Raw genomic sequence first — 24,070 nt, forward strand, 5'->3', positions numbered from 1 at the left:
TTTATAGTAGATCTTATCAGTGCTGGGTGGTTGATAGCGAAAATCCATGGGAACGGACCCCAGGTAGGATTCCTTAGGACATATACATAACAAGGAGGTGTTATGTTACATCAATTTACATATGCCGCGCCTCGTTCAACGTCAGAACCCTTAAGTATTCTGGATGATCAGGCGGAGAAGGCGAAAATTCTTGCGGGGGGTACCGATTTACTGGTGAACATCCACAATAGGGTGATGAAACCCCAGCTTGTGGTGGATATCAAAAAAGTCGCTGGTTATGAAGGAATCAGCTACAGCCCGACAGAGGGCCTTATATTCCGGCCTACGGTAACCATCAATGACATACTTCGAGACCCATCGGTGCGGGATCACTATCCGCTTCTGCAGGATTGCGGCCATGATCTGGCCAGTTACCAGGTACGGAACCGGGCACCTATTATGGGAAATGTGGTGAATGCATCTCCCTGTTCGGACATGGCTCCGGCTCTACTCTGTCTGGGAGCCCAGGCGCGCATTGCTTCCAGCAAGGGTACAAGGGAAGTACCCTTTAAGGAGTTTTTTACCGGTGTTAAAAAGACTGTCCTGAGTCCGACGGAGGTTCTGGAAGCTATCGTAATTCCCGCCGCGTCAGCGGGCGGTCGGGGAGCCTATAGGAAACTGAAACGAATCAACGGCCACGATCTGGGTATTATCGGAGTGGCGGTCTATATAAAGGGCGATGTGCTCCGTATCGCGGTGAGTTCTGCCGCTCCCACACCGGTGGTAACCCTCGATTTACCGGCCTCAATTCCCATAGAAGATGCGGTTGTCGCGGCACGGAATATCATCAATCCTATAAGCGATGTCCGGTGCAGCAAGGAGTATCGGGAATTTATGGTAGAAGTCTTTGTAAAACGGCTCCTCCAGGAGATACGGAAATGAAGATCTCGGTAAACGTTAATGGTGAGCTGTACGAACGGGATGTGGCGGAAAACCGGACACTATGCCCGGGCTCGTATTAAAAAGATTGATGTATCCAAGGCCGAAGCCCTGCCGGGGGTCCGGGCGGTACTGACCGGGGAGGAGCTGCAGTATAAATTAGGGCTGTATATTGTTGATAAGGATATCCTGGCTAAAAAGGAGGTCCGCCATTACGGTGAAGCCGTAGCAGCGGTGGCAGCGGATACGCTGGAAATAGCTAAACGAGCGGTGGACCTCATCGATGTGGAATATGAGGTTCTGGAGCTCATCCTGAACCACATGGATGCTAAAAGAAGAAGCTCCCCTCATCCACCCGGATCTGGGCAACTACGATTACTTTAAACCTGCCTTTTCGCCCCAACCGGGAACCAATATCGCCACCTTTAACAAGATGCGCAAGGGCGATGTGGAAAAGGGCTTTGAAGAATCCGAATGGATTATTGAGCGGGAGTATACCAATCCTAGTGTTCAGCATGTACCCATGGAAACCCATGTCGCTATTGTGCAGTGGGGTAGAAATGATGAGATCACCATCTGGTCCAGTGCCCAGTCTCCCTTTACGGTGCGAAACCTCTTCTGTTATGCCTTTAAGCTTCCCCTGAATAAGGTAAGGGTCCTGGTCCCCCATGTGGGGGGCGGTTTTGGTGGCAAGGCGGGTATCCATATAGAGCCCCTGACGGCGGTCCTTTCTAAAAAGGCCGGCGGCCGGCCGGTTAAATTCCAGGACACCAGGGAAGAGGAATTTTCTCTTCTTCCCTGCCGCAGTGCTTTGACCTACCGGATTAAGACCGGGGTATCCAAGGATGGCCGGATTCTTGCCCAGAAGATGACCATGTACTGGGATGCGGGGGCCTATGCGGACTATGCGGTCAACGTGACCCGGGCTTCCTGTTATTCTGCCAATGGTCCCTACGATATTCCCAATGCCTGGGTGGATGCTTACACCATTTATACGAACAAACCCTATGGTACAGCCTATCGGGGCTTTGGCCATGTAGAATTCCACTGGGGTGTAGAACGGCATATGGAACTGGTAGCCCGGGCAATTGGTATGGATCCCCTGGAATTCCGCCGTAAAAACGCCCTCCGGCCTGGTTCTACAACCCTGACGGGGGAGGTGATTCAGGAACATACGGGCAAGGTCCTTAAATGTATGGATACGGTGGCTAAGGCTATTAACTATGGAACCTTAACCGAAGCGGAAAAGGAACGGGAGCGTAAGACAGGCCGAAGGATCGGCAAAGGTATTGCAGCCCTGCATAAGGCTCCCGCCATGCCCTCCTTTACTGCCACCTCGGCGGTCATCAAAATGAATAGTGATGGCTCGGTGAATGTGAACGTTGGCCTTATGGAAATTGGTCAGGGGTCCACGACAGCCTTCCAGCAGATTGTGGCTGAACGTCTTAGCTTCCCTCTGGAAAAGGTCAAGGTTACCGTAGAAAAGGATACGGACCGGGACCCCTACGACTGGTAGACCGTAGCCTCTAAGGGGATGATTATGTCAGGCAATGCCTGTATCCTGGCTGCGGAGGACCTGCTTAAAAAGGGGTACGAAGTTGCTGCCCAGATATTGCGGGCTAATCCGGCAGATCTCGCCTATGATGGGGATAAGATTTATGTAAAACATCCCCCCTCGGAGGCGGTTACCTGGGCGAGTATTGTTATCGGCTATGCCTATCCGAACGGCAATGGTGTCGGCGGGCCCCTCATCGGTACGGGAACCTATATTGCCCATGGCTTAAGCAACCTGGATAAGGAAACTGGGGTCGGCAATCCTGCCCTCGATTGGACCTATGGCGCCCATAGGGCCATCGTCGAAGTAGATCCGGAGACAGGTGAATACAAGATCCTCAAGATCGCCAGTGCCTTTGATGTGGGTAAGGTTATCAATGAGGATATGGTGCGCGGCCAGGCGGTCGGCGGCATGATCCAGGGCCTTGGGACTGCAATTTGTGAGATGATGCGGTAGGTGTGGAACTGACCCATATGCCTATACGGTTTGAGGATGTCTGGCGGGCTTTACAGAATAAAGACCCCCTCGGGTTCCTCTGCAGATCCGATCCAGCTACCCGCAGGCATAGCCCCGATGCGGGCAGTAATGCCTTAAAAAAATGTTACAATTCATGGTTTGTACCATACACTGTAAACCATGATGTATTATAATCTTATTCCGGAGGTCTTCCTGGAAGGCTGACCGGGGAAAGCGAGATAAAAGGAGGCTGTATGGAAGAAAAAGACCTCTCCGGAAAGAACGTGATTCTTGGTTTACAACACACGTTCGTTATGTTCGGCGCAACGGTCCTGGTACCAATTTTAACAGGTCTGGATGTAGGGGTAACCCTCTTTGCTGCCGGCATCGGGACCCTGTTGTTCCATATCGTAACCGGTTTTAAAGTCCCGGTTTTTTTGGGCAGTTCCTTCGCCTTTATTCCCGGTATTATAGCAGTTGGTGCCAGTGAAGGGCTCCCCTATGCACTGGGTGGTATTGTTATTGCGGGCTTACTGTATGTGGTTGTGGCAATTATTTTTAAATTCGTTTCATACGATAACCTCCATAAGATATTACCACCCCATGTTACCGGACCCATGATCATACTGATTGGTATGATTCTCGCTCCTGTAGCAGTACAAAATGCCAATGGTACCAATGCCAAGGCTATTGCAGATGTCATCGGAACTAATGGCTGTTGGGCAGTAGCACTCTTTACCTTCACGGTGGGTGTATTTGTTAAAGTTGCTTTCCCGAAATTCGGCTGGAAATTTGCATCCAATCTGCCGGTTATCATAGCCCTCATTGCTGGCTATCTGCTTTCTATTATCATCGGTATTGTTGATTTTAAATCGGTTGGTGAAGCCACATGGATTGGTATTCCAAAATTCAGCCTGCCTCAATTCTCAATTTCAGCCATTACGGTTATGGTTCCGATTGCCATTGTTACCATGGTAGAACACTTTGGTGATATTCTTGCTATCGGTAATGTGGTTGGGAAAGACTTTATCAAAGATCCCGGGATACATAGGACTCTCATTGGTGATGGTCTTGCAACGTCTCTAGCGGCATTCATCGGCGGTCCTGCTAACACTACCTATTCAGAAAATACCGGTGCAGTAGCTCTGACCGGTGCTTACAATCCCATTATCATGCGGATTGCGGCAGCCTTCGCGATTCTGCTTTCCCTAGTCCCGAAATTCACTGCCCTGATTGGCACTATCCCTGCTCCAGTTATCGGTGGGATTTCGATTCTGCTCTTTGGTATGATCTCTTCCATTGGTATTAAGAACATGGTAGATGCCAAGGTGAATCTTTCCAATCCAAAGGTACTGATTATTACCGCAACCATGTTGGTGCTCGGTTTAGGTGGTGCGGCATTTAAACTGGGACCTATCAATCTTTCCGGTCTTGGTCTTGCAGCAATCTTTGGTGTTGTGCTGAATCTGATTCTCCGCCCCAAGGATGCAACAGGTTCTGAAGGCTGAAACAAAGTGTTATAAAGCTTTACAATGAAACACCGTTACCTACCTAGTATGTTTGTAACGGTGCAGAGGATCAGGCTGTCAGAGTCTTAGCTCTGTGTAACGTGACACAGCGGCCGACTAAACAAGACTGGTATGCCTCTGCCTGAGTTGGTTAGGGCAGAGGTAAAAAAATTGATTTTCTCGGTTTACCATCGGACGAGCGGGATTTATGTCCTTTGCCGGTGGTATCCTCTACCAGGACTATGTCTCCGGGGCCCAAGGTTCGTGTCTCGCCATCGGAAACCTGTATTTCTACAAGACCTGCAAGCATCACTATATATTGTCTGCGAGGCGCCGTGTGCCAGTCGTAGTCATAACCCGCTTCGTTTTCCCGCAGTATCATCGAAGTTACCGGTATTGGGTCCGACATTTTGCCTAGCGGGTTCGATATGGTGTATTCCACTTCCAGATCCTCATAGTGGGATTCACCTGTGGCGTCCGCATAGATTTGTGCAATCTTCATAAAGGTCAATCCTTCCTTTATTAAAACGAACCTTGTTTTTATTGTATCGAAGGTTTCCTTACATAGGAACAAAAAAACGGTAAAGTACAAATCTTTTTCTGAAATTCCCATACTAATAACTATATTATAACGATTATATGATTGGGGGGTGGAGGTGATGAAAAAAAACTTTATTTTTTATGTATTACTCGTATATGGAGGTCTTTTTTGTATGGCAGATGTTGATACTTCCTTTTTTTTATATATACCTGGGAAAAAATCCTTAGATATCGTTCAAGATTTAGCTGAACATGGTTTTGGTCATTTAGATGAAATAAAAAAGCATGTATCGTTTCTTTATAATGTTGATAAAAAACCAATGGCAATACAATTTGATACAACCGATGGCAATAATGATTTTATTACCTATCCTGTACCAGAACAAACGAAAAGGGTAACGATTCTTTTCAAAGCCCGTGGTGCAAAGGATGCAGATACAGGAACACCTTATGGGATGTTTTGGGCAGGCTGGCAACGGGGCGAATACCAATCCCTACTACGGCATAATCATAGCAACCAAATTAAGGGCCCTATAGGTCAGACCAATCTAAAGCCCGATGATATTGTTTCAGACTGGCATGATTTTCGTCTTGTTTTTGAAGTAGCCTCAGATAACAAAGCTATGACTGCAAAAGCATATATTGATAATAAACTACGGCATATTACAGAACAATATGTAAGACAAAATACAGAATGGGCTGGTGCAGGTAATTATATTGCCTTTGGAGATTATGATGGAAGTACCAATGGTTTTGCTCGTTATTTATATTTACTCTTAATTTTTGATGAGGATGTATCTGAATTGTCCTTATCTCAATTGAGCCAACGGGTTGGATTTGATTTAACAAATATACCTGCTTTAGTTAATGATAAGGATCCACCAAGCAAACGACCGGCTTTTAAACCAAACGGTATTACCATGTTTGCCCATGAGGTGAATAAAGATGCTGCATGGGTGGATCCTGCGACAATCCACAATGATAAGATTGACCTTGATTGTTTGCCGTACAGTAAAAATAAAGCCTTAGTTATTCAAAAAAAACCACCATCTTTTGATATAAAAAAAACTGTATCATCTATTACCGTATCATCCGATGGTTCGCCGGGAACCTTTAAAACTATTGCAGAAGCCATCGATGTAGCACAACCTGGAACTATAATTTTCATTCGAAAGGGTTTGTACAAGGAAAAATTAAAAATTACGAAACCTGATATAACACTTATTGGAGAAAATCCAGCTAATACCATTATCTATGGATATGAAGCGGATGTGGGTGGTATTGATGGAAATATTTTAGTAGAAGTTTCATTACAAGGTGAATCCTTTAATGCCTGTAATCTTACCTTTTATAATAAAGGTGCTGAATGGAATAAAACCTGGGGTAAAGCTGAACGACGATCTGTTGCTTTCGCTGTCCGGAATGTAGGAAAAGGTTTTGTGAGAAATTGTATCTTTTTAGGACAGCAGGATACCTTGTATTTACGCTCTGGACGATTATATATGGAAAACTGTTATGTGGAAGGCGAGGTAGACTTTATTTGTGGTGGTGCTACAGTATTTTTTCAGAATTGTCAGATCCATTCAATTTATTATCCACAAGGGGGCTATATAACTGCAGCAGCTCCAGCTGATTCTGGCGGTTTAGGGTTTGATAATGGTTATGTATTTAATCAATGTATATTTACCGCTGATCCTGCATTGGAACAAGCAAAACCGGTCTATCTTGGTCGTGGGGCATGGCAAAATGGTAGTAATGGAAAGGGCCCTGCAAAGGTTGTTATCCAGAATTCGATAATCTCGAAAATATCTGGTAAAACAGGGTGGACCGATTGGGATACAGAAAGCACCGCAGAACGGCAATTTTTTAGAGAATATAACAATACTGGTGAAGGGGCAATTCAAGGAGAAAGACCTGGCAGAAAAGTATTAACAGATCAGGAATATCAGACCCTTTATTCTACACCAGAACAAGTATTAGGATATACACCTCAATTACCTTGGTAAAGAAATGTTGCTAAAATATTAGTGGGGGGATAAGTAGCTTATTCGAACTGATGCTCAAGGAAGTTAATTTTTCTTGACAAAATGGGAAAGTGGTTTTATCGTTAAACAGTCAAAACGTTTTGACTGTTTATGGAGGTAAACGATGAAACAGAAAAAGACAGTATTGTGGTTGATGTGTCTTCTTTTGATGATTGCTTTAGGAAACCTCTGGGCACAACCCAAGACAACACTCACTGTTCTATGGTTTAATGATTCAAATGAATCAGATGTGTTTATGGCAACGATAACAGACTATTTGAAAAGCCATCCAAATATTTCTATTGATATGCAGGTTATTCCCTTCAATGACTATGAAAACAAGCTTAGAATGATGATTGCAGGCGGAAATCCTCCTGATGTGGCTAGAATTGCAAGTGCGCATGTGCCTCTTTTTGCGAATAGTCTCGAACCACTTTCCGGGAAACCAGTTTTTGATACACTTGCGAAATCTTATTTTGATTCTTCTTTAGCACTTGGTCGTGATGAGCATGGTCGTCTTTTAGTGATGCCTACAGAAGCAACCGCCAATGGTATGATCGTTAATAAAACGTACTTTAAAAATGCTGGTATTGATGTTGAGAAGCTTTCCCAAACATGGACTTGGGATCAATGGGTTGATGCAATGAAAAAGGTACTCAAAGCAAACCAAAAGGCAAAATACGGAATTACAGTTGATTTTTCGACCCATCGTTTTTCAACCTTTCTCTATGAGGCAGGAGGACGCTTTTTAGCTGCTAATGGTAAAACGATGAACTTTAACACCCCTGAAACGTTAGATGCTTTGAATTTTTTCAAAAAGTTGCATGATGAGGATCTAGCTCCAAAATCAGTATGGATGGGTTCCGAAAATCCTCAAGAATTGTTCCAGTCAGGGCTTGTAGCTTGTCATGTTGGAGGTTCCTGGCTTATCAATGCCTATCAAAAAAATATTAAAGATTTCGAATGGGCTGCAGTACGTATGCCTAAACGTAAAATAAATTCTTCAGTACCGGGTGGTAAATTTGTAGGAGTCTTTAAAAACGCTCCTAATAAGAAAGATGCTCTCGATCTTATAGCAGTATTTTCCGATAAGGCTCATAACGAACAGTATTGCAGAGACACTTTTAATTTGTCAGCACGCAAGGATGCGAATATTACCTATGCTACGAGATCAAAGGACTTTGCTGTGTTTACTGAAGAGCTTAAACTGACACCTGCTTATACTGCAGATGATTGGAAGAGTAGCGTGGTTGCCAAACTTAATCCTTATGCTCGTGAGCAGATTATAGAAGGGCTACTTGGAAAGCAAACAATGGAACAGGCAGCTGCAAATATTCAGGCTAAAGGTAATTCCTATTTCTGACAACAAATATGAAAGCTACAACGCGATCCCATGGTACTTTTGAGCAGACCCTTGTTCCTCTGATGTTTTTGACTCCAAATTTGCTCATATTTAGCCTTTTTATTATTGTCCCGGCAATTATGGGACTGCGTATGTCTCTTTTCGAATGGAGCATTCTTGATGGTTCAAAGTTTATTGGGCTTATGAATTTTCAAGATTTACTTCATGATTCAATGTTCTGGCTTACGCTTAAAAACACACTGGTGTATGTTGTCATAGTTGTGCCAATCCTGGGCATAGTTGCGCTTATGCTTGCCCTCCCCCTTGCAAGTGAGGGGGGAGGTATGGGTGTATTTCGTGCAATATACTATATGCCTACCATGCTCAGCATGATCATTGTTGGTATCGCTTGGAGATGGCTTTTAGGGTATGATCTAGGGATTATCAACTATTTATTAAAGTTACTAGGGAGTAAACCAATACCGTGGCTTACAGATGGCATTATGGCAAATGTAAGCCTTATTTTCGTTACGCTGTGGACAAGAGCAGGGTATTTCATGATGATGTTTGTTGGTGGGTTGCAGGCAATTCCGAAAACGTATTATGAAGCTGCACAGATCGACGGTGCAAGCTCTATTACCACGTTCCGGAGTATTACGCTTCCTCTCCTAAAGCCTATTATACTTGTTGTTGTTGTTCTTGCTACAATAGAAGCTTTTAAGGCCTATGAGCTTGTTTTTGTTTTAACCCAGGGAGGGCCTGGTACATCGACTAAGTTTATTGTTCAATATATTTTTCAGGCAGCCTTTCAAGAAGATAAGATGGGGTATGGAGCTGCCATGTCTGTAATACTTCTTATTATTATAGGGATAATTACCCTGTTCCAGTTCATGGCGCAAAAAGAGGAATATACAAATGAATAAATTAATGAAGTATATCTTACTTTGTTTTATATCCTTTATATTCATCTTTCCTCTTTTGTGGGTGGTGCTTTCTTCTTTAAAACCTCAATCGGAACTTTTTACATATCCGCTAACAATATTACCACGTTTTCCGACTCTTGAAAATTATGTTAAAGCCTTTACTAGTGGCGACTTTGTTACTTATAATAAAAACTCAATATTTGTATCAGTGGTTGCTACATTTATTACGATCACTGTCAATGTTATGGCAGGATATGCTCTCTCGAAATTTTGGTTTAAAGGACGTGATCTGATTTTTTCTCTCATGATTAGTACCCTGATGATACCACTTCAGGCTATTGTCATACCGATTTTTTTGCTTTTAAAGAATTTGGGTATGCTCAATACTTTGTGGGGTATCATTATTCCGCCCGCAGCTTCTCCAACTGGTGTATTTCTGGCACGGCAATACATTCAAACAATTCCAAATTCTTTAATCGAGGCTGCAAGAATTGATGGATCAGGGGAATTCCGCATTTTCATCAAAATTATAATACCACTGGCACAACCAATTATTGCGACAATAGCAATTTTTTCATTTATGTGGCGATGGAACGATTTTCTATGGCCTTTTATTGTTATTTCGGTTAAAAAAAAGATGACTCTCCAATTGGCTCTGGCAAATTTTGTGGGGCAGTTTCAGATAAATTGGGGTCAGCTTCTAGCGATGACTGTAGTGACAATGATTCCTATAATCATTGTGTTCCTTGGATTACAAAAATACTTCGTAACAGGTTTAACCGCAGGTGGAGTGAAAGCCTAATCATGCTTTATACAATAAAAAACTTAGATAATATACAAGTTAACAAAGAAAAGGTAATTATTTTTGGTGAAAATGGCAGACTGGAAGTAACGATAATTACCTCTTGTGTTCTGTCTGTGTTCTATATTTTTAATGATTCAATTGTTCCATCACAGGAAAATATTCCTTATCCTGGTCTTCTTGTTGATAGTAACCTACATACTTCTGGAGTTTTTTGGGATTCCATCGTAGACAGAAATTACGAATATGAACTTCGTTACGGAAATACTTTGGTTAGCATTAATAAGGAGACAGCTCTTTTATCAATTTATGAGGATGGAATACTAGTACATGGTGGTGAGATTGGTCATAGTGATCTTGTTATACCGCAGTATCCACTTAGGGTACAAAAAGAAAGTACATCTGGTTTAACTCGCGGTAAATTTAATTTTCGACTAGAAGCAGGGGATGCTTTTTTTGGTCTTGGAGAGAAAACCGGAAGTTTAAATAAACGCAATCGACTCTTTAAGTTGTTTAACAGAGATGCTCTTGGTTATGATGCCTCATCGAGCGATCCTCTCTATAAATCGGTTCCCTTTTTTATGAAAATAAATAGAGAACAAAAAGTTCTATGTGGCCTATTTTTCCCAAACCTTCAGGTTGATGAAGTAAATTTTGGTGTAGAGAGTATTTTCTATTACAATGTCGTACTCAGAGGTGGGCCTTATGGTTATTATGTTATAACGGGGCATCATTATCATGATCTTCTCTCTGCTTACTGTAAACTCACTGGTATGCCTTTTCTTCCCCCGCTTTTTTCATTTGGATATCTCACTTCAAGTATGGGATATACCGAACCAGATAATGCACAGGAACGAATACTTGATTTTTTTGACCGTGTTGAAAAAGAGAATATCCCCTGTGAAGGTATGTATTTTTCTTCAGGATATGTGAAGGCAGACAATAACGAGCGTTATACCTTTGTATGGAACAAAAAAAAATTCCCTGATCCTGGTAATTTTATACGCGCCCTACGAGCCAGAGGATATCGTATCTGTTGTAATGTAAAACCTGGTATTCTGTTAAATCATCCTTGGTATGATTCATTAGCAGCAATTGGGGTTTTTATTCCTGACATCGAAGGTGGTCCATTAAAAAGTTATTACTGGGGCGGTACTGCCTCGTTCATCGATTTTTCACGGAAAGAAGGTTTTGACTGGTGGGTTAAAGCTTTAACTGAGTATATTCTCAACGAAGGTGTTTCAGGTGTGTGGAATGATAATAATGAATTTGAAATTGAGGATGAGGCTTTACCTGTTCAGGCTTATAAGAAATTCCTTCCAGTAAAGATGGCACAAGCCTCATTTGAAGCTATTTCTAAAGCTAATCCCGGCAAACGTCCATGGCTTATAAGTCGTTCAGGTTATGCAGGGATTCAGCGATATGCACGTACCTGGACAGGTGACAATGTATCAAGCTATGAGTGTTTTAGGTTGAATATTGTAATGGGCATGAACTTAGGGTTGAGTGGTATACCAATATATGGGCACGATATTGGTGGTTTTGTTGGGCCTACTCCAGATGAGGAACTCTTATTACGTTGGTGCCAGAGTGCGTTGTTTCAACCACGTTTTGTGATGCATTCATGGAAACCAGATGGAAGTATTACAGAACCATGGTTGTTCCCTCATAGGTTACATACTATACGCTATTTCATCCAAGAACGTTACCGCTTTTTGCCCTATATTTATGATTTGGCTATTCGAGCTTCTGAAACAGGAATCCCAATGGAGAGCCCAGTAGCACTTGAATTCCCGGATGACATATCTCTATCCTATGAAAGTCTCGATAGAATGGCCGGTGATGCTATCTTGGTTCCTGGCCCCCCCGAACGAGGAAAACGAGACACAGAAATCCGGTTCCCTGTGGGAGCTAATTGGTTTGATCCGATGACAAATTTACTATATCGAGGCGGATCTTGCCTAAAATTTGATTATCCTATTGATTCGTTGCGGTATTTTTTTCGCTGTGGAACAGTAATTCCTACTTCACGTAAACAAGAAGCGATAGGGAAGGCTTCTATGGATGAGTATGAGTTTCTCATTATTCCTCCGGTACATAAAGATCTGGAAGCTTTTCGCTCTATTATATCTACACATAGTGAAGATGATGGAGAGAGTGATTTTTGTATTGGAAGCTTCTGGCGTTGGCGTATGACCTTTGAAATTACTTCGACAGACAATATTATTTTTATAGTTATTCTTACTCATACGGCCATTAATAATGAGTATAGAAAAAAGTGGCGATTTACTGTACCTGAAGGATTTTCCATTATTGGTGATGATAAAAAAGTATTTGGACGAAGTGTCGATTTTCAATTCCTTGAAGCGCCGAAAAATATTAGACTTATACTGAGAGGGACATATCGCACAACGAGTGAATAATGTAGTATGGTAGGAATATGGTTACCATACGTGATGTTGCAATCGCCGTTGGAGTATCGGTGTCTACTGTAAGTCATGCTCTTAGTGGGAAACGACCAATTAGTCATGCTACGAAGAAAAAAATTTGGGAAGCGATTGATCGTTTAGGTTATGAACCAAACCCCGCAGCCAGAGCGCTTCGTACAACTACTTCTGGGGTAATAGGTTTTTTTGCCTACGATATTACCGAAGTATTTGCCGCAAGGATTATTCATGGTGTGGAGAAAGTTGTTCGAGAAAAAGGATGTTATTTACTTTTTACAAGTGGTGTTGAATTCAATAACGATATATCAAGTGCTATCGAATTTTTAAATAAGCGTCGAGTAGATGGTATAATTGCTGCTTATGGTGTGCGTCAGACGATCAATTCTGAGCTGCGGAATATTTTCGATCTACCTGCGATTACTGTTAACACGTTCTATAATGATTCGATACCTTCTATACAGCCTGATGATTTTAAAGGAGGACGAGAAGCCGCGTTTTATCTTATTTCGAAAGGGGTACAACGCCCTGCTATGATTGCAGGGCCAGAGAATCGAATCGCTAGTATCGAACGTCTTGCAGGCTTTGCAAGTGCTCTTAACGAATGTGGAGTTGAGTTTAGTGCTTCAAAGAGCGTGATCCATGGTGATTTTACTGCCGAATCAGGTGCACGTTGTCTTGATATACTGCTCGAACAACACCCTCATATTGATGCCGTTTTCTGTGCTAATGATTATATGGCTGCTGGTGCGATAAACAGAGCTTTTGCGCATGGACTAGGAATCCCTAGTGATCTTAAGGTTATTGGTTATGACAATAGAGAATTTTCATCCTTTTGGCCTATACCAATCACCACCTTTGCACTACCCCTTGAACGTATGGGGGAAATGAGCGCGGCTATGCTCTTTGATTGTATCGAAGGAAGAAATCCCGATCCCATGCAAGTCATGCTTCCTTCGACCCTTATTATACGTCAATCATCATAAATAGAAACCTCCATCGCCCTGATCATTCCGGCACTATATTCCCCTCACGCCTTGACAAGATGTACCGCAAAACCACCAATTTCTTTATCAAGATATATAACTTTTAAAACACCCTTTTCTCGTTTGGCAGTTTCTTCAATTCCAGAAAATCCGAAAGTTTTAAGGTACGACAAAGCCCGTTCTACATTAAAACACGTAATTCCAATATGTCCCCTGGTCCCACGGTAATTACTTTTCATGACTTCAAAACAAGTCCCAGCAAAGATTGAGGAATTTCCTATCTTCTGAGGAAAACCAAAAGCAGATAGTAATTCCGCTGTTCCTGTGGCCAGGCTTTCATTGTCCTGATTTATTCCTACATGTGCAAAAGAAAATCCTTGCAACGCAAGCCGAGCTTCTCTGCATAATCGTGCAATCTCATCCCATTTTTCGTTTTGAATAAGATCTGGTTTTACCATCCAACTACCACCAATAGCAAGCACCGAATCGAGCCGAGCATATTCAGCTACATTTTTTGTATCAATACCTCCTGTTGGTACAAAATGGACATTCCCAAAAGGGGCTGATAGAGCCTGAATCATGCTTGCACCGCCAGAATTTTCAGCGGGAAAAAATTTAAACACTTCAAGACCTTTAGAAAGTCCTTGTTCGATAAGAGATGGGGTATTCGCACCTGGAATAATTGGAATTTTCTGTTCCATACACCAATCAACAGTTTCAGGATTAAATCCAGGTGACACGATGAATTTTGCACCAGCTTTAATTGCTTTTTGGGCCAAAGTCCGGTTAATAACTGTTCCAGCACCTACAAGTAATTCAGGAACTTCATTGGTAAGCCGTTCTATTACTTCTTCTGCTGCTGCAGTTCTGAATGTAATCTCAGCTACCGGCACCCCCCCTGCAATAAGAGCCTTCCCTAATGGTATGGCATGGTCTGGGTTTTCAATTTTGATGACTGGTATAAGACCGATAGTACTGAGCTTTGTAAAGATATTGAGCATATACTAATCCTCCTGATGAGCTGAATACAGCGCAATTGTTGATGTTTCATAATTAGTATATCATATAATAAATTAAAAATGAACCATCGTTTCAAAAAAATATTGACGAAAATTTGATATCCGTATACTATAAAAGAAACTTACTAATTATTTTGTTAATATTGATGAAAGGAGGCTCTTATATGGCCCATACCATTGTTACCTTTGGTGAAATAATGCTTCGTTTAAAAACTCCTGGGCATGAACGTTATTTTCAAACACCAATGTTTGAGGCTACTTTTGGTGGTGGTGAAGCTAATGTTGCTGTATCACTTGCGCATCTTGGTGAGCAAGCCCTATTTGTTACTGCAGTTCCTTCAAATCCGATTGGTGAAGGGGCTATTAGAGAGTTGCGAAAATATGGTGTGAATGTTGAGCATATAAAGAAAACTGCTGGCCGAATGGGTATTTACTTTTTAGAAACTGGTGCGAATCAGCGGCCAAGTAATGTGGTATATGATCGAGATCATTCATGTATATCTCATGTTATGCCTCAAGATTTTCCATGGAAAGATATTCTTAACAAGGCAAATTGGTTTCATATTACTGGTATTACTCCTGCCCTTTCGCAATCTGCTGCGGATACAGCCTTAACAGCGGTTCAGGAAGCAAAAGCCGCCGGTGCAACCGTTTCGTTGGATTTAAATTATCGGAAAAAGCTGTGGAACTATGGGAAAAAAGCATCTGAGGTGATGCGTGAAATAACTAGTTATATTGATGTTCTCATTGCAAACGAAGAAGACATACAGCGCTGTCTTGGAATTACTATGGGTAACATTGATATAACGAACGGATCTTTAGACATAGAATATTATAAAAAATTAGGATCGGCTGTTTTACAAGATTTCCCTCAAATATCTGTTATAGCTATAACATTACGAGAAAGCCATTCTGCAGATTATAATGGATGGTCTGGGCTTTTAATTTCAAAAGAGTGTGTAGCGGTTTCTCGGAAATATGAAATAACCGATATAATTGACCGAGTTGGAGGCGGTGATAGTTTTGCTGCAGGTCTTATCTATGGAATGTTACATTTTCCTGAAGATAAAGAACACATTATCAATTTTGCAGCAGCTGCATCAGCTCTTAAACATTCTATACCCGGTGATTTTAACCTTGCGAGTCTTTCAGAAATTGAAGCACTCATGAAAGGAGACGGTTCTGGAAGAGTCCAGAGATAATAATAGGAGCTGAAACAGAGTTTCTATAAGGAGAAAAATATGCAATTTGATATTCGCTATGCAAATCATCCAGAAGATGCAAAACAGTATGATACAAAAGCACAACGAAAACATTTTCTGGTCGAGCAAGTTTTTACCCCAGGAGAGCTACGGATGACCTATAGCCATCAGGATAGGCTTATATTTGGTGGTGCAATGCCAATTGAAAAACCGTTGGAACTTGAAGCGGATAAAGAGTTGGGCACCACCTATTTTCTTGAACGTAGAGAGCTGGGACTCATCAATATAGGTGGCCCTGGGCGACTTGTCATCGATGGAGCAGTCTATGATCTTACAAAAAGCGAAGGCGCTTATGTCGGAATGGGAACCCAGTATGTTCGTTTTGAATCCAAAGATCCTACAAACCCTGCAAAATGGTATATGGCCAGTGCCCCGGCTCATCAAACCTATCCTACGGTTACCATTAACTTACATCAGGCTAATCCCAAAAAATTGGGGAGTTCTGAAACAAGTAATGAACGGACGATTTATCAGTATGTCCATCCTGCGGTCTGTAAAAGCTGTCAGCTTGTTATGGGGATGACTATTCTTTCCAAAGGAAGTGTGTGGAATACGATGCCCTGTCATACCCATGAACGCAGGATGGAAGCTTATTTTTATTTTGATATGGAACAGGATACACGGGTTTTCCATTTCTTTGGTCGTCCTGAGGAAACGAGGCATCTAGTTGTAGCCAATGAACAGGCTGTAATTTCACCAAGCTGGTCCATCCATTCTGGGGTTGGAACTGCCTCGTATACATTCATTTGGGCAATGGCTGGGGAAAATCAGACCTTTGATGATATGGATTTTGTAAAGCCGGAAGATTTGAAATAGGATTTTGATATGGTTGATAGTATACAACAGTTTCGTCTTGATGAAAAGGTTGCCCTTGTAACGGGTTGTAATCGGGGACTTGGTCAGGCTATGGCAATAGCTCTAGCTCAGGCTGGTGCTGATATTATTGGTGTGAGTGCATCACCTGATGCAAGAGAAACAGAAGGTATGGTGACCAATACGGGTCGCCGTTTTATCTACATTTCTGCAGATTTACGAAGTACACAGCCGATTCCATATATCATGGATAAGGCAATACAAGGATTGGGTAAGATTGATATTCTTGTTAATAATGCAGGTATTATTAAAAGAAATGATGCACTTGCTTTTTTGGAATCTGAGTGGGATGAAGTAATTAATCTGAATCTGAAAACGGTTTTCTTTTTAAGTCAGGCTGCGGCAAGGTTTTGGGTGGAGCATAAGTCTAAAGGAAAAATCATCAATGTTGCCAGTATGCTGAGTTTCCAGGGTGGAATTCGTGTTCCCTCCTATACTGCAAGCAAAAGCGGTATCCGTGGACTAACGATGGCATTATCTAATGAATGGGCTAAATACGGGATTAATGTAAATGCTATTGCTCCGGGGTATATGGCTACAGATAACACGGAAGCGCTCAGAAAAGATCCGCAACGAAGTCAGGAAATTTTAGCTCGTATTCCTGCTGGCCGATGGGGTGATGCATCGGATCTAGCAGGGGCGGTTGTATTCCTTGCTTCCCAAGCCTCGGATTATGTTCATGGTCATACATTAGCGGTTGATGGTGGGTGGTTGGGACGGTAAAGTTGTCTTACGAGAGGTAGCCAAGGATGCGACTTAGTTCCATGGCAGCCCCTCGTATTTCTTTAATATTACTTTCTAGTTGTTCAGTGGAAAAGCGAAAAACTGGCCAGGAAACACTGACTGCTGCAACAATTTCGTTAGAAGAATCGAAAATCGGTGCTGCGATGCAGGTTATCCCTTCTTCATGTTCTTCCCGATCTTGAGCAAATCCATTATTACGAATATTCACTAACTCTGAAAGAAGTTGCTTTTTAGCTTTTATGGTATGGGGGGTAAAGGGAACCAATTTTAATTCTTGCATTATTTGTTTTTGTTTTTTTTCTTCCATATAAGCTAAAAGAACTTTTCCAATAGCGGTGCAATAGAGGGGGATATGTTTACCAACCCTGGAATACATACGTATTGTGTATCGAGATTCAATCTTTACAACATACAGAGCTTCATTCTCATCGAGTATACCCATGTGAACTGTTTCACCCAGTCTTTCTGATAATTTTTCACATATTGGTCTGGCAACAATCGGTAACTGGATATGATCTAGTGCACGGGATCCTACAGAAAATAACTTCATTGTGAGGAACCAACGGTCTCCTTCATCCTTTTTGACATATCCAAGCTCTTTTAATGTCATCAGGAAACGATACACCGTTGGTTTAGCTATATGGCTTGTACGGGCAAGATTCTCTAAACTTGTACTTGAAACTTGAGACAGTTGTTCCAGAATCTTAAAAGTCCGTTCGACCGCACTTATATTTTTTAAGTTTGCCATCCTTCAAAATACTCCTTTGCATTTCTAAAAGCTATGTTCTGAACAATCGATGATAACAATCTTCGGTCGCTTGGAATTTCACCATCCTCTACCCATTGTCCCAACATGTTACAGAGTATACGGCGAAAGTATTCATGTCGGGGATAGGAAAGGAAGCTTCGTGAATCGGTAAGCATGCCAACAAAACGCGGTAACAGACCAAGATTCCCAAGAACTCGCATCTGTTCTTCCATACCATCCCTGTGATCACAGAACCACCAGGCTGAACCAAACTGGATTTTACCAGGAATTTCATCACCCTGGAAGCACCCCATAAGGGTTCCAATGGTATAATAGTCCTTTGGATTTAAGCTATAGAGTATTGTTTTGGGCAAGTTATTATGTTGATCCATCAAATCGAGCAAGCCAGATAAATTTGCCGCTACTGGATGATCATGAACCGCATCAAAACCTGTATCTGGTCCAAACTGTATAAAACGCCTGCTATTGTTGTTACGAAGGGCTGCAAGATGTAATTGCATAACCCAACCTCGTTTTTTATATGCTTTCCCAAGATAAACGAGGATGAATGTCCGATAACGATCAGTTTCTTCTATGGTGAGTTTTTCACCTGTCATAGCTTTCTTAAATATTGTATCAACCTCATTTTCCCACAGTGATCCAACGGTTCCGTTAGTTGCTAATGTAAAGGGCGGGTATTCAAGTGCATGATCCGAAGCCCTGCAGCCAAGCTTATTAAAATGATCCATCCGTTTTTCAAGAGCCGAAAGAAGATCCGTAAGATTGGTAATCGAAATTCCAGCAGCTTTCCCAAGCTGTTGAATATAATCAGCAAATCCTTTCTGATGACAATGTATAGCCTTGTCGGGTCTAAAAGAAGGAAGTACTTTAGTTGTTGTTTGTTTCTCTTGTTGAAGGACCGCGTGCCATTCTAAACTGTCCGCAGGATCATCGGTAGTACCTACAGCGTATACATTGAACTTTTTAAAAATACCAAACACTGAGAGTTCAGAATTTTCTTTAAGAGCCTGATTAGCCTTTTCCCAAATTTGTAGTGCTGTTGCTTCATCCAACGGTTCTGTGATGCCAAAATAGCGCTGTAATTCTAAATGAGTCCAATGATAAAGAGGATTCCCGATTGTTTGTGGAATAGTTCTCGCCCAGGCAAGAAATTTTTCGTAATCAGGCGTATCGCCGGTTATATATCGCTCGTCAATTCCATTCGAACGCATTGCCCGCCACTTATAATGATCACCACCAAGCCATATTTGGGTAATGTTGGTAAACCTTCGATTTTCTGCAATTTCTCGTGGATTTAAATGGCAATGATAATCAAAAATAGGTTCTTGACTTGCTACCTCATGATATAACCATCGGGCTGTTTTAGTTTGTAATAAAAAATCCTTGTTCATAAAATGTTTCATTATAATCCTCCTCTTTGTTCTTCATTATACATGGTAACAAGCTTTTCTTTTTATGAAAATTTCACCTGCAAAGGATGCAAGGCTTTGTTGAAAAATCATCCCAAGAATTGCTGGTAGTGCTGCAGCAGAAGGAAAAAACGCTATCGCAAGGGTTGCGGCGGCACTGATATTTCGTAGACCTATAGAAAAAATAAAAGTTGTTTTTTCAGCTTGGGAGACTTTTTCCCATTTACCAGCGACATCACCAAGAAAAAAGCCAAACATGCCTAATACTACTGCTTGAAAGCCTATCCAGTAGACATTTGGATCGCTCCAGTGTACCTGAGGAGACAGAACCGCACTATTGGCTGCTACAACCATAATTAAACATAACTTTGAAACAGGTTTTAGTATAGGATTGATTTGGTTGGGAATTCGTCCATGACTGCTTTCATTGATTATAATTCCTAGAATTGTGGGTATAACAATCATTAACATTAGGGAAAAAGCCATATCGATTAATGAAACTGATATGGATTTACCAATCAGCAGATAGATTGTAAGTGGTACAACCAGGGGGGATAGAATCGTATCCAGGAGAATAATACTCAAAGAAAGAGCATTATTGCCTTTATTAATACTATTCCAAATAAATCCAGAAACAGCGGTAGGAGTGGAAAAAAGAAGTACAAATCCAGCAATATATGAAGAGTTATTTGAATTAATTAGGCTGGTAAAGATAAAACTTACCACAGGCATAATAATATGAGCATTGGTAAAAAAGATGATAAGAGACTTTGGTTTTGTAAAGACAGACAATAATTCATTAAAATGCAAATTTAATGCACTAGAAATGGTCATTATCCCAAAAAGAAAAGGAATTGCTGGACGAAATGTACCACACACAGAAGAGAATAAGAAACCTATTGCAACTCCTAGAGGAGTTAAGAAAGGCATGTGTGTTTCAAGCCATTGATTGACATGTAAACCAATGTTTTTCATACAATCCTGAATAATGAAATATAATTTCATAATTAAACATATTATGAGACTTGTCAAGTATAGGACAATACTTAAAATAACTTGCATTTTTCTGAATGTTATAACAATAATAATGCTATGCATAAGGATATTGATAAGATTGCATTTATTCTTGCTAATATTCATTCTGGATCTGCCATATCACTTTTACCAGCCTTTGTGAAAGAAGCTGAACAAATAAAAAAAAGTATCTGGTTATTTCCCGGTGGTAGAATAGATGCCCCTGATATAGATGAGCGATTACAAAATAAAATATACGAAAAAGTAATTAAAGGTTTTGATGGTGTTGTTTCTTGGGCTTCCAGTATTGGTGCCTTTGTAAATCATGAAAAACTCACTGCGTTTCATTATCAATTTAATACAATGCCAATAGTTACCATGTCTCATGAGATTCCAGGTATCCCATCGGTTTCAATAGATGCTTATCAAGCGATGTTTCCTTTGCTTGAACATTTTTATAGATCACATAACATTAAAGAATTTGCCTTTATTCAAGGACCAGCAGAACATGGTTCCGCTCAAGATCGGCTTAAGATGTTTAGAGATTTTCATGTTAAGAACAATCTATCTCTCAGAGAAGATCTTATAACTTCACCGTATGACTGGTCTGAAGGTGAGCAGGCAATATTAGAATTAATCGATAAAAGAAAATTGATTCCTGGTAAAGATTTTAAAGCGCTTATTGCTTCTAGCGATTTACAGTTATACCAAGCCATACAGGTATTGCAACGAAGAGGATATGTAATACCTAAGGATTTATTGGCTGGAGGTTTTAATAATTCTCTTGAAAGTCAAATAGCTTTTCCTCCGTTTACGACAGTTCATTCACCTATTAAAGAACAAGCTCTTTTTGCAATTAGAGAGCTTATTAAGCTTGAAAAGATAAAAGAAAAATCATACAGAAAATATTTGCATGGTTCTTTAATAATAAGAAGATCTTGTGGTTGTATTCCAATACTGGATTCATATAAGAATATAATTAAAGCCAATTATTTGGATTCAGATAATATTAAACATTTAGAAGATTTTATTTTAATTGAATCTCAAAATTGTATAAAAATTTTAAACGCTGAACAAGAAGAAATATTTGCCTGGATTAATCCTTTATTCGAAAGTTTAGAGAATTCTGTGAAAAATGGAAACACAGTATTCATAGAATATTTTGAAACAATTCTGGAGCGGCAAATTAATAACGAAATGGATATTTCCAGATGGCAGGAAGTAATTACGCATTTGTTGTTAGCCTCAGAACAAAAATTAGGTACTATTTTACAAAATAAAATAAAAAAATATTTAGATATTGCAAGAATACTTCTTGCAGAAGCACTTGTTCGATCTCATCAGAAATATCAATGGAAAATGGACAAATTATGGATTGTTATACGAGGTCTCGAGCGAGATCTTATAAATATACAAAATCGTAAGGATTTATCATCGATTCTATACGTTCATCTCCGTGAACTTGGTATTACAAGGGCATATGTAGTCGAAATAAAAACTGATGGTAAAGCCGTTTGTATTGCTGGATTTGATAATTTTGGCCCTCTTAGTTTAGATAATGCTCTTATTGACCAATCGGACCAAATATTACCAAATCCATTTTTTCAAACTGATCTTTCAGGTGTATGGATAGTAGAGCCTTTAGTTGCTTCTAAGGAATTCTTAGGCTGGGCTTGTATTAAGGTTGGAGAACCTGTAGCATCAATATATGAAGAAATACGTCATGCTTTGTCGAAAAGTATTATAAGTTTACGTCACTTAGATAGTATACAGCGTGCTCAAACAGATGCATTAAAGGCAGAAAAATTAAAAAGTGCTTTTTTGGCTAACGTTAGTACAGAACTTTTACAACCTCTTGATGTTGTCTCTGAAGAAATAGTAAATATTTTAAAATTACATGATGAAGATAAACTTGATAGCAAAGTTAAAGAAATAAATGAAAAATTAAAACGACAAAAATCACTTTTGATGGCCTTAATTGAATTATCAAGAGCGGAAGTTGGTGATTTTGATTTTCAAAACAGATATATTACACTATTATCATTATTTTCTAAAAATGTTCAAAATCTAAATTATCCAGAGAATTTAAACCCTTTGTTGTATGGTGATGAGGAAAAGTTACTGCGAGCCTTTAATTTACTTAGTTCTTTTGGGTTAAAAAACGAAATTGAAATAAATTATACTAATAATGGAATAAATATAACATTTCGAAATTATATAGAAGATAAAGAACAGATAAATAAGTATGGCTTTGAACTTGAAACAACTAAATTGTTAATCCAAAAAATAATTGCAGGACATGCTGGACTTGTTGAATGTATTCATGATGATACAGGTCTTTTCTGGAAAATGCGTTTCCCATTCCCTTGCAGTGAAGGTGTAATGCAAACTATAAAAAGTAACACAATTTATATATTAGGAGATTCACATCGATTTGAAAATCTTAAACCATATTTATATTTTAATAATGTTGAATATATATGGGTTAATCCAATGGATTTACTTAAAAATATAAATGAGCAACAGAATCCTGGTTTGTTAATTATATTTTTAGATTACATCGATAAAGATAATATGTCAATTATATATAATATTTTAAAAAATCAACAATTTAGAAAAATACCATTTCTGCTTTTCCCTAGAACTAACGAGCCTGTTTATGTGTGGGATTCTATTGTATCATTACTAGATCAGCATCTAGTTGATAAAAAAGTTGGGAAAAAAATTGTTCTCTATGATCTGAAGAAAGATATGTCTGATATGATTACTAGTTATTTTGCGAATGATCCGGTAATAGAAATATATATTGTTGATAATAGTAAAGCGTTACATGATTTATATAAAGAAAAATATAGTTTTGATCTGTTTATCATTCCAGCAAATCAAGATATATATGATCAAATATTTAATTTTATACAGCATACTGTTCAAAATATACCAACACTTATTATATGTGATTCGCTTCTTACAAGTCAGATAATTGACCCCATATTAGATAGAGAACGATTATTACTTATTAACGATGGTATATATACTCCTGATGAATTTAAAAGTTTAGTCTATGATATTTTATTAGGCTCTCATTTTTTATCTGCTTATACAGGAAGAATGGTAAAGAAAACTGTGTTGTATTTAAATGAGCATTTAAAAGATGTAATTTTAAGGTGGAAATTAGCTGATTATGTACATATTAGTGAAGATTATTTATCACGTATTTTTAAAAAAGAAATGGCTTTAACACCATGGGATTATATTATAAGACTAAGAATACATACATCAAAAATATTACTGAAAGAGACATCTGAACAAATTGCAGAGATTGCCGAAAATGTGGGTTTTTCAGATCAAGCTTATTTTTGTAGGGTTTTTAAAAAAATAGTAGGCATAAGTCCCCTTGCTTTTAGAAAAAAGAAGCAATAAGTACGGAATAATACAAAAAATGGCCTGCATAATCTTTATCTGACAAACTACATTAAACATCA

18 protein-coding genes and 1 pseudogene are annotated in these 24,070 nt (G+C 39.9%); 14 read left to right on the plus strand and 5 right to left on the minus strand.

Annotated features, from left to right (window positions below):
* The first annotated feature begins 102 nt into the window (after positions 1–102).
* The 4 genes and pseudogenes from SPICA_RS03110 (at position 103) to SPICA_RS03120 (ending at position 4,437) form a co-directional block, all read left to right on the plus strand.
* A complete protein-coding gene (locus tag SPICA_RS03110; protein WP_013968082.1) occupies positions 103–921 on the plus strand; it encodes an FAD binding domain-containing protein in 819 nt (272 codons plus the stop codon).
* A gap of 39 nt (positions 922–960) precedes the next feature.
* Positions 961–1,302 carry a hypothetical protein gene (locus SPICA_RS15720; RefSeq protein ID WP_237255908.1) on the plus strand — a complete coding sequence of 114 codons (342 nt, stop codon included), beginning with the start codon at positions 961–963 and terminating at the stop codon, positions 1,300–1,302.
* 49 nt (positions 1,303–1,351) lie between these two features.
* A pseudogene (locus tag SPICA_RS15215) lies at positions 1,352–2,929 on the plus strand (xanthine dehydrogenase family protein molybdopterin-binding subunit).
* Positions 2,930–3,183: 254 nt separating this feature from the next.
* Positions 3,184–4,437 (plus strand): uracil-xanthine permease family protein, encoded by a 1,254-nt coding sequence (locus SPICA_RS03120; RefSeq protein ID WP_013968083.1) that lies wholly within the window; start codon positions 3,184–3,186, stop codon positions 4,435–4,437.
* A gap of 151 nt (positions 4,438–4,588) precedes the next feature.
* On the opposite strand, the gene SPICA_RS03125 is transcribed toward SPICA_RS03120, so the two are convergent.
* Positions 4,589–4,939: a cupin domain-containing protein gene (locus SPICA_RS03125; RefSeq protein ID WP_013968084.1), complete on the minus strand. Its 351-nt coding sequence runs from the start codon at positions 4,937–4,939 to the stop codon at positions 4,589–4,591.
* A gap of 211 nt (positions 4,940–5,150) precedes the next feature.
* Here SPICA_RS03125 and SPICA_RS03130 point away from each other — a divergent pair, with 211 nt between their 5' ends.
* From SPICA_RS03130 to SPICA_RS03155, 6 genes are all read left to right on the plus strand, one after another.
* A complete protein-coding gene (locus SPICA_RS03130) occupies positions 5,151–6,983 on the plus strand; it encodes a pectinesterase family protein (RefSeq protein WP_013968085.1) in 1,833 nt (610 codons plus the stop codon).
* A gap of 142 nt (positions 6,984–7,125) precedes the next feature.
* Positions 7,126–8,364: an ABC transporter substrate-binding protein gene (locus SPICA_RS03135; RefSeq protein WP_013968086.1), complete on the plus strand. Its 1,239-nt coding sequence runs from the start codon at positions 7,126–7,128 to the stop codon at positions 8,362–8,364.
* Positions 8,365–8,546: 182 nt separating this feature from the next.
* A complete protein-coding gene (locus SPICA_RS03140) occupies positions 8,547–9,266 on the plus strand; it encodes a carbohydrate ABC transporter permease (RefSeq protein WP_237255911.1) in 720 nt (239 codons plus the stop codon).
* Positions 9,259–10,068, plus strand: coding sequence for a carbohydrate ABC transporter permease (locus SPICA_RS03145; RefSeq protein WP_013968088.1), 810 nt, complete (start codon positions 9,259–9,261; stop codon positions 10,066–10,068). Before SPICA_RS03140 ends, SPICA_RS03145 begins: the two co-directional genes overlap by 8 nt.
* Before the next feature lie 2 nt (positions 10,069–10,070).
* Positions 10,071–12,491: a glycoside hydrolase family 31 protein gene (locus SPICA_RS03150; RefSeq protein WP_013968089.1), complete on the plus strand. Its 2,421-nt coding sequence runs from the start codon at positions 10,071–10,073 to the stop codon at positions 12,489–12,491.
* 17 nt (positions 12,492–12,508) lie between these two features.
* Positions 12,509–13,498, plus strand: coding sequence for a LacI family DNA-binding transcriptional regulator (locus tag SPICA_RS03155; RefSeq protein ID WP_013968090.1), 990 nt, complete (start codon positions 12,509–12,511; stop codon positions 13,496–13,498).
* Between the two features lie 44 nt (positions 13,499–13,542).
* Here SPICA_RS03155 and SPICA_RS03160 read toward each other — a convergent pair whose 3' ends face one another.
* Positions 13,543–14,499, minus strand: a complete 957-nt coding sequence (locus SPICA_RS03160) for a bifunctional 4-hydroxy-2-oxoglutarate aldolase/2-dehydro-3-deoxy-phosphogluconate aldolase (RefSeq protein WP_013968091.1) — start codon at positions 14,497–14,499, stop codon at positions 13,543–13,545.
* Positions 14,500–14,681: 182 nt separating this feature from the next.
* Here SPICA_RS03160 and SPICA_RS03165 point away from each other — a divergent pair, with 182 nt between their 5' ends.
* Genes SPICA_RS03165 through kduD form a run of 3 tightly spaced genes read left to right on the plus strand, consistent with a single transcriptional unit; the run spans position 14,682 to position 17,375 of the window.
* Positions 14,682–15,719 carry a sugar kinase gene (locus SPICA_RS03165; RefSeq protein WP_013968092.1) on the plus strand — a complete coding sequence of 346 codons (1,038 nt, stop codon included), beginning with the start codon at positions 14,682–14,684 and terminating at the stop codon, positions 15,717–15,719.
* Positions 15,720–15,758: 39 nt separating this feature from the next.
* The gene (gene kduI / locus SPICA_RS03170) at positions 15,759–16,595 is read left to right on the plus strand and encodes a 5-dehydro-4-deoxy-D-glucuronate isomerase (RefSeq protein ID WP_013968093.1); all 837 of its coding nucleotides are present in this window, start codon (positions 15,759–15,761) and stop codon (positions 16,593–16,595) included.
* Between the two features lie 9 nt (positions 16,596–16,604).
* Complete coding sequence (gene kduD, locus SPICA_RS03175) at positions 16,605–17,375, plus strand: 2-dehydro-3-deoxy-D-gluconate 5-dehydrogenase KduD (protein ID WP_013968094.1); 771 nt, start codon at positions 16,605–16,607, stop codon at positions 17,373–17,375.
* A 7-nt stretch (positions 17,376–17,382) separates the two neighbouring features.
* Here kduD and SPICA_RS03180 read toward each other — a convergent pair whose 3' ends face one another.
* The 3 genes from SPICA_RS03180 to SPICA_RS03190 are packed head-to-tail and all read right to left on the minus strand — an operon-like array spanning position 17,383 to position 20,549.
* Positions 17,383–18,144, minus strand: a complete 762-nt coding sequence (locus tag SPICA_RS03180) for an IclR family transcriptional regulator (RefSeq protein ID WP_013968095.1) — start codon at positions 18,142–18,144, stop codon at positions 17,383–17,385.
* Entirely contained in the window at positions 18,132–19,568 is a 1,437-nt protein-coding gene (gene uxaC, locus SPICA_RS03185; RefSeq protein WP_013968096.1) for a glucuronate isomerase, read from the minus strand. Before uxaC ends, SPICA_RS03180 begins: the two co-directional genes overlap by 13 nt.
* Positions 19,569–19,592: 24 nt before the next feature.
* Positions 19,593–20,549, minus strand: coding sequence for a bile acid:sodium symporter family protein (locus SPICA_RS03190; RefSeq protein ID WP_013968097.1), 957 nt, complete (start codon positions 20,547–20,549; stop codon positions 19,593–19,595).
* 117 nt (positions 20,550–20,666) lie between these two features.
* On the opposite strand from SPICA_RS03190, the gene SPICA_RS03195 reads away from it, so the two are divergent.
* Positions 20,667–24,008 carry a helix-turn-helix domain-containing protein gene (locus tag SPICA_RS03195; RefSeq protein WP_013968098.1) on the plus strand — a complete coding sequence of 1,114 codons (3,342 nt, stop codon included), beginning with the start codon at positions 20,667–20,669 and terminating at the stop codon, positions 24,006–24,008.
* Positions 24,009–24,070 lie beyond the last annotated feature (62 nt).

It is taken from the genome of Gracilinema caldarium DSM 7334 (genome assembly GCF_000219725.1).
Classification (GTDB): Bacteria; Spirochaetota; Spirochaetia; order Treponematales; family Breznakiellaceae; genus Gracilinema; species Gracilinema caldarium.